Origin of the sequence: Bartonella sp. AP21QHHD (genome assembly GCF_042196205.1) — a bacterium.
In the GTDB taxonomy this organism is placed as follows: domain Bacteria; phylum Pseudomonadota; class Alphaproteobacteria; order Rhizobiales; family Rhizobiaceae; genus Bartonella.
This window is the reverse complement of sequence record NZ_JBHIPT010000062.1, coordinates 1-6,724: the sequence shown is the minus strand read 5'-3', so window position 1 is coordinate 6,724 and position 6,724 is coordinate 1. Positions and strand designations below refer to the sequence as shown.

The window sequence follows — 6,724 nt, the reverse complement described above, 5'->3', positions numbered from 1 at the left end:
GGCTCTAAAATCATCAAGCCCCACGATATCTTCGGTTTTATGTTGATGCGCGCCTAACAGTGAGACAGCACTGCCAAAGGTGAAGTTATTGTTGCTTGATTTATAGAGAACATAATTATTTGCAGCATCTTTTGCCCCCTCGATATCGCTTAAATCAGCAAATGAGAAGGTTTTATCCGCTGCCATCTTGCCCTTAAGGGCTGCTTCAAGATCTGCGATATCACTTATTGTATGCGTGTGTTTTGAAGGTGCTTTTTCGTTTACCTTTTCCTCAACAGCCAAAAGAGCTTGATCAATTTTGGTCAAGTTTTCCCGCAAGATTGGGAATTCAGAACTGATAAAGCGTCCTTCTTTAGGCAATTCCATGTCGAGTTTTTTGGTTTTTGTCATCTCTCATTTTCCCATTATAATATGCCAGCGCCAAAATCACGCACCATTGACCGTGCCGCCGGTCCACCGGTAAGCGTGAGTTTCAAGCGCGCTTGTTTGGCGCCTTTATCACTGCTGGTAAATTTTCGTTCTGTCCAAAGCGGTTCAGCGAGTTGTTCTGTTTCCTCTAATTTCAAAGGGGTGAAAGCACCATCATCCAGTTGCATCTCGAGTGTAAAGGTTGCACCACCTGGTAAAAAGGTTTTGATATAGCTGGTCAATCTTGCTTTTTCACCAAAGGCAAAAGCACGCGTGACATAGGTAGCTTCCTTATGGATCTTTCCCGCAATCAATTGAACAGGCGCAAACAAGACGGGTGAGAGCTTCTCTGTTCCTTTGAGAATAGCGCGAAGCTTTATCTTTTCACTGATATATTCAGTAAGACTGAGCAATTGAAAGGGCAGGAGTTGATAAATTGTGCCATTGTTTCTTTCAATTTCAAAGATGACAGAACAATCGCTTGAAGGCAATTCAATGGCTGCGCGTATTTGTAAATCAGAGCAGTCCACAAGATCAAAAGTGCCAAGATCAATGGTTTTTTCTGTTTGTGTGTAGCGTGCCGCCAGCACTCGAAAGGCTAAGGCTTCATCTTGATGGGCTGTCCAACTTTGTGCGTTAACAGAAGAAAAGCGTGGACCGGTCACGTAAGGGTGACTCGAGACGTATCTCTGGTGTTCTGCATCAAAATCCCCAAGCTTTGCTAGTGAGACAGAATGATCAGCATCATCGGTTTTAATGACAAAAGCAGTGAGACGGTCATTAGGGACTAACAAAGGGACATCATAGCGTGCCTCTGCCCACCCTAGCTTTGCACCCTTCATAGAATAAAAGCTTTGTGCTTGAATATCGGCGGTCGGATAACCGTTTTCTGTAGTGACCAAATCAATCACCAAATCATGGTTCTCATTACCGATTTTGCAAAGATGAAAGTCAATACCGGTGATTTGCCGTGTTTCATCGGGGGTAAAGACTTGCGCTTGTGGGTCAAATTGCGTCCATATCTTTACTGTTGTGGTGCGCCGCATCACTTTCACATCAATCACGCCTTGACCTGTAAAAAGACCCGTTGCAATGGTTCCACCTTTTCCCCGTGCCACAACATTTTTTGTGCCAGCCGTAATATTTTGTGGAATCGTGAAAGCGCCCTCAAGGGTGCCCTTGCTATCGGCAATAAGGAGACTCTTTGGTAAAACATTCACACCATCAAAGGTAAGACTTTCCAAGATTTCGCTACTGCCAAAGCCTTCAATTTTAAAGTGAAGAGTAATTTGTCTTAAAAAGTCGGTTTGTTCTTGATGTGCATTGACCAAGTCATCACTGATTTCTGTTTTACGAACGCTTCTCCCACGGTTCCATCCCATGTTCAGTTGATTGGTCACGCTTGAGAGCCAATCGGTACGCTGTTCATGCCAAAAGTCTGTCGCGGGTTCAAGGGTTACTGTACCAGGTAAGGTTGCAAAATTTTGATAAGGATTGATTTTTTCGCAAGCCGTTGTCAACTCTTGCGCAATAATCACTTCATTTGTCCAGTCAAGCGTGACAGGCGCTTTTAAAGGAGCAGTATAGAATGTTGGGTCAATGGCAAGCTGTAAAATGCCGTTGCCTACAGCACCTGTTTGTTGAAAGCCTTCATCTCTGTAACTATCATCAAGAAAAGGGTCTGCAAACATGCCCTTTTTGGCAACGGGTTCTTTAGAGTCAACATTGCTTTTAATACGCTCTAATTGCATGAGACGGTCAAGCGAAAGCACCCGTTGAAAATAGCGCCACATCTCATCATAGGGGGCAACACGGGTGCCATCATTGACCACAACCGGCGTTTCAAGCCAATTGTTGGTAATGGTTGCAAGGGACAACACATCATCAGGGACACTGGGTGCCATGGGTTGGTCTACTGAGATACCTTTGATGTAAACCACATTGCCCCCCGTGTTGAGACCAATACGGTCAATGCGGGGTAATTTGTAAGTATAACTGACGATAATATCACCACCCTCCGCACCCCCTGAGACAGTGATTTCCTGCGCTGTTACTTTATCAGCCGTGATTTTTGCGCGATAGCGATAAGTCACCTTATAGCTGCTCCCTGCTAAAGGTTCGTCTCCCACCGGTGCCCAATCAATGGTGTCTCCGGTTTTTTTAAAATCCGTTCCTTCTTTAAATTCCTTAGTTCCTTGAACAATTTTGATAAAAGAGGTGATGCTTTTATCCGGCACCCCATCACGCCCAGCAGCAACGGCACCGCGGGTGACGTTAACGGTCTTTTCTTTTGTCAACAAAAGAGATTGAATATCGGCAATAGGAAAATAATAGGGTTTAAAGGTGAAACTGTTTTTCCCTTTTGGGGGCGCAAAAATATGCGTTTCGCTTGGAACAACGCTTGTCGAAAAGTCCTCGAGTTCTTCATGGCGCAAGGCGGCAAGGCGCTTGCGTTTAAAGCCATTGATATTGGCTTCTCCTTCTTGAATACTAAAGACTTGGCAACCGTTATTGGCTCCCAATGCGCTCACACGGCAGCCACTCACGATATAATGTCCATGGGCGCGGTCGTACGTCGCAATGGCTTGCATGGCGGGTTCAAGCAGTGAGGGCGATTTTTGATCAATCAGAACACCATCTTGTAAAATATAAACCGGAAAGAAAGTGCCATTCTGCGCATCCTCTTTTAGTGCCCAAACAAGCTTTGCTGTTTCGCGTGCCGCTCCGGGCTCTCCTTCTGCTAAGGTGCCAGGGACTTGCCCCAAGAGCTCTGGATCATCTTCGTGTGTTATCCATTTTTTTTGCAGCTTCACACCAATTTCCAAGCGCCCAATCATGGCAACATTGTTGAGTACAGCTGGTGCAACGGAAAAAATATCACCGGCAATATAAATCTTGCCATCCGTTAAAGTGACGGTCCTTGTGTCTTTGTTGACAAAAGCATCAGCCCGTTCAATGCGGTCTCCTTCTTTTGCAACAAGGCGCCCCAAACGGTCATGCCGCCCCCTTATAATGGTTTGAACCTCATTGAGTTCACCACTTTGAATAAAGGGACGCGTGCCATAAAACACCACGCTTTGTTGTTCCTCTTTGCCGCGAGATCTGTCAATTGCAAAGGGTAAACCACTTTCATGCTTCATATTAAAACCTCAATAAAATCTTGAATTGTTCGCGAACATCGGCACGCAAAGGAATATTGATAGGTGTTTTGAGTATCTCTACACCACCACGCAGTTCATGAGCTCCAAGCCAAAGCTTGCCCAGGGGGATATCAAGGGGGATATCTTGTTTGGGAATGCCATGAACGAGAAGGGAAACAGAAGCGGCTTGTTTGTCCTCAACATCTTCAAAATCTGTGCGGGCTGCAACAAGAAGCGCCGTGCCCATCGAGGAGGGCTGATAGTGATTGCCTGAATGGCTATAAACACCATCCAAAGCCTGTTCGACAGGCGCTACAGCATAGCATCTGCGATACCCAATCACGCTATTTTGGCTGTCTTTTAACACGAGATAAAGCGTGCGACCATGAAACCATTCTGCCATAAGCATATCGCGTTCATGTTTTTTGACCGAACACCACGGAAAATTTGCCAAATCCCAAGGATAATCAATTTGGTTCCAGCTTAACTCCTCGTCAAAGTCATCTATCCAATTACCAATAAGCCTGCCTTCTTCTCTTGTGAGCGTGTGATTGATCTCTGTTGTGCGCCCAAAGGAAAACAAAGTGTCCCCAGCTGTTAAGTGAACACCGCTTTCATACTCCAACATGCTGTCATCAAGGCGTGACATATTGCCTTCCAAGGCTTGCACATCATAACCATAGGTCCCACGGCGAAAATCAGAGCGCAAACTTTTGGAAAGGTCGGTAATCGCTTCAATGGCTTCAAGGCTTTTGCGTTCAGGCAACTGATCAAAATCAAGTTGAAAGGAATTCCACCATGCTCGCCCCGTCCAGGCGGGTTGAAAGCGTGCCGAAATCCCTAGCCATTCAAGCCCTATCTCTATTGCCGCAAGGGAGCCGCGAATATTTTGCCATGCAAGACCCTGATCAATTAAATCATAGAGGTTAGAGAAATAAGGGGTTAATTCTTGTAAGCCATATTCGTCTATTAAAAAGGGCAACCAAGAAGGCGGACGCGTGATAAATTTCGCGCGGGGTATTTCTTCGAGTGCCATTTTAACGTGAGGGTCAAGAGCCATTGCTTCTGCAAAACAACGTTCAAACAAGCTCGAATTTGGGGGCAAAAGTGAGGAAAGCATCAATAAGCACGCCCCCGTTCAGACAAGACAATATCCCCTAGTGCGACGGCTTCATCCGGTGCGACCAAAATATCCTCACAAGGTTGCGTTATGTTCACATGGTGAACGCCCTCAACCATCAAGCGACTGAGTATCCAACTTAAAGACAAATCACGCCCAAGCCTCCATGCACGCGCCCATTCTGCTCTTAAATTCTGCTCCGCTCTTTCCAAAACAAAGGAGCCTTCATCCGGTAACAACCAAAAATCAGCAGAAACATTGATCATCCGCTGTACCGCGCTTTTCACAAGGATGTGGTCATTGGTCATTTTAACATGGGGGGCATCAAGGGCGGCTTGCACCTTGGCAATTAAAGCTTCATCTGCCACCCCTGATGGGCTATCACTAAAAAGAGCCACATGAATAATCGGGCTTTTACCCTCACGATAAACAAAAGCATCTTTGACATGGATATCGCTTGAGAGGGCAAAATATTGATAACGTGGCGCTGTGCCCCCTGTGGAATGTCCTTGTCTATTCAAGCGAATGCGGCGGCGAAACCGCTCATCATCTTCATCCAAAAGGCGCGTGACCCCATGAAAATCCCCCAAATGATCTAAACTTGTTCCACGCGCAAATGTGAGTAAATTATCCCGCGCCACTTCATTAATTCGCTGGCGCAATAGAAACTCTTCATAAGCCGCCGCTTGCAATTGAATGACCACGGGATCATAAGCCGTCTTTTCCACATTATAAGGAATATGATGCGCTGCAAAAAGCTCAGTCAAACGCGTGATCTTTTGCTCTAAAATTGCTTCAACAGAAAGCTCTTCAATAATTTGTGGGAGAGGAAAAGGTTCAAACTCAGTCATCACCAACCTCTAAATTGATGCTCATTGGCTCTTTGTGTGACCAATCCCCCAAATGCCCATTGGGATAAAAAACACCCGTTAAAACAAAATGGAATGTGCCTTCACGCGTTGCTTTTGTCAGATCAATCCTCTGCAACGAGAACCCAGGCTCTCCACACTCTGGATCATCGAGTGCTTCAACAATTGCTTGATAAAGCTGCATCATCGTCGCAGGATCAGCATTGGCATCTTGGAATGCTCCAACATCACATCCATAATGACGACGCAAAACCCGTGTCCCAATTCTTGTCGTCAGACATTTACGAAGTGACTGTTGACAATGCGCAAAGCCATATAAAAGAGAGCCATCCTTTTCGCTCATCCCGCACCGCATGGCTTATGCCCCTTTGCTTGTCTTTGTGGTAGAGACCGTTGGGGCCGCAGCAACAACAGGGACTGGTTTTTCAGCGATCTGACCAAGCAGCAACGGATATTTAGCCGCTTCCTCACTTAAACAAATTTCCTCACCCTTGCCCGGTGAACGCTTGCCTGCAACAAAATCGGCATTGGTTAAAATAACATAAGTGTTCTCACGCATGATAAAACTCCTTTAAAGAGGGGAAGAGGTTGTGGAGGGACCCATTTTGACCCCACCGTGTTTGTGGCTTGCGCCAACAGATTTTTGATTATGCTGTAAATCTTCTGCTTGAATATGCACACTGCCCGTTAATTCAACACGGGTTGATTGATGAGAAAGCACCAAACCTTTTTCACTCAAATGAATTTGGTTTTCCCCATGGGAGAGAATGAGCTCATTCTTCGTGATACGCAAAGCGCCACCCGCATAACACAGAGCAAGTTCTTGGAAAGAGCGTGCGGGATTAGGCGCATCCTCACTATAGCTATCGCGCACCACCAGAGAAGCAGAACCAATTTCGCCATGGGGGTTTAACAACCGCACCGGGTCACCAACATGGAGGGGCATATTGCTTGAAAGAGCGCCAGAAGCTTCTTGCGCTTGCAACCAAGGCGATAAAACCGCTTGTCCATTGGAACCCTGTTCGCAAAGTTTCACCCGCACCCTATGGCCATCAACTTGCACAACCCGCCCAATCATGTGTTGGTTGGCAAGACAGCGTTCAAGGGCATCAAGACGCTTCATGATTTGTCGAAAGGTATCACTTAAGAGATGTGCATCATTCATGCCCCCACCTCATTGTCCCATG

General features: G+C 46.1%; 7 protein-coding genes. All 7 read right to left on the bottom strand.

Going from position 1 to position 6,724, the window contains the following annotated elements; all coding sequences use genetic code 11:
* Positions 1–390 (bottom strand): Bgr_08870 family protein (locus ACFIMC_RS04640; RefSeq protein WP_375681053.1); only part of this gene is annotated, 390 nt, incomplete at its 3' end.
* A gap of 14 nt (positions 391–404) precedes the next feature.
* Complete coding sequence (locus tag ACFIMC_RS04635) at positions 405–3,548, bottom strand: DUF4815 domain-containing protein (protein WP_375681054.1); 3,144 nt, start codon at positions 3,546–3,548, stop codon at positions 405–407.
* Position 3,549: 1 nt separating this feature from the next.
* Positions 3,550–4,668, bottom strand: coding sequence for a phage tail protein (locus tag ACFIMC_RS04630; RefSeq protein WP_375681055.1), 1,119 nt, complete (start codon positions 4,666–4,668; stop codon positions 3,550–3,552).
* Positions 4,668–5,519 (bottom strand): baseplate J/gp47 family protein, encoded by an 852-nt coding sequence (locus ACFIMC_RS04625; RefSeq protein WP_375681056.1) that lies wholly within the window; start codon positions 5,517–5,519, stop codon positions 4,668–4,670. The genes ACFIMC_RS04630 and ACFIMC_RS04625 overlap by 1 nt, the downstream gene beginning before the upstream one ends.
* The gene (locus ACFIMC_RS04620) at positions 5,512–5,892 is read right to left on the bottom strand and encodes a GPW/gp25 family protein (protein ID WP_375633729.1); all 381 of its coding nucleotides are present in this window, start codon (positions 5,890–5,892) and stop codon (positions 5,512–5,514) included. Before ACFIMC_RS04620 ends, ACFIMC_RS04625 begins: the two co-directional genes overlap by 8 nt.
* Before the next feature lie 3 nt (positions 5,893–5,895).
* Positions 5,896–6,096 carry a hypothetical protein gene (locus tag ACFIMC_RS04615; protein WP_375681057.1) on the bottom strand — a complete coding sequence of 67 codons (201 nt, stop codon included), beginning with the start codon at positions 6,094–6,096 and terminating at the stop codon, positions 5,896–5,898.
* Positions 6,097–6,108: 12 nt separating this feature from the next.
* A complete protein-coding gene (locus ACFIMC_RS04610; RefSeq protein WP_375681058.1) occupies positions 6,109–6,702 on the bottom strand; it encodes a baseplate assembly protein in 594 nt (197 codons plus the stop codon).
* Between the last annotated feature and the right edge of the window lie 22 nt (positions 6,703–6,724).

Excerpts from the sequence above, each read along its gene's own strand:
- ACFIMC_RS04630 (WP_375681055.1), bottom strand. The coding sequence starts at position 4,668 with ATGCTTTCCTCACTTTTGCCCCCAAATTCGAGCTTGTTTGAACGTTGT.
- ACFIMC_RS04610 (WP_375681058.1), bottom strand. The coding sequence starts at position 6,702 with ATGAATGATGCACATCTCTTAAGTGATACCTTTCGACAAATCATGAAG.
- ACFIMC_RS04635 (WP_375681054.1), bottom strand. The coding sequence starts at position 3,548 with ATGAAGCATGAAAGTGGTTTACCCTTTGCAATTGACAGATCTCGCGGC.
- ACFIMC_RS04615 (WP_375681057.1), bottom strand. The coding sequence starts at position 6,096 with ATGCGTGAGAACACTTATGTTATTTTAACCAATGCCGATTTTGTTGCA.
- ACFIMC_RS04625 (WP_375681056.1), bottom strand. The coding sequence starts at position 5,519 with ATGACTGAGTTTGAACCTTTTCCTCTCCCACAAATTATTGAAGAGCTT.
- ACFIMC_RS04620 (WP_375633729.1), bottom strand. The coding sequence starts at position 5,892 with ATGCGGTGCGGGATGAGCGAAAAGGATGGCTCTCTTTTATATGGCTTT.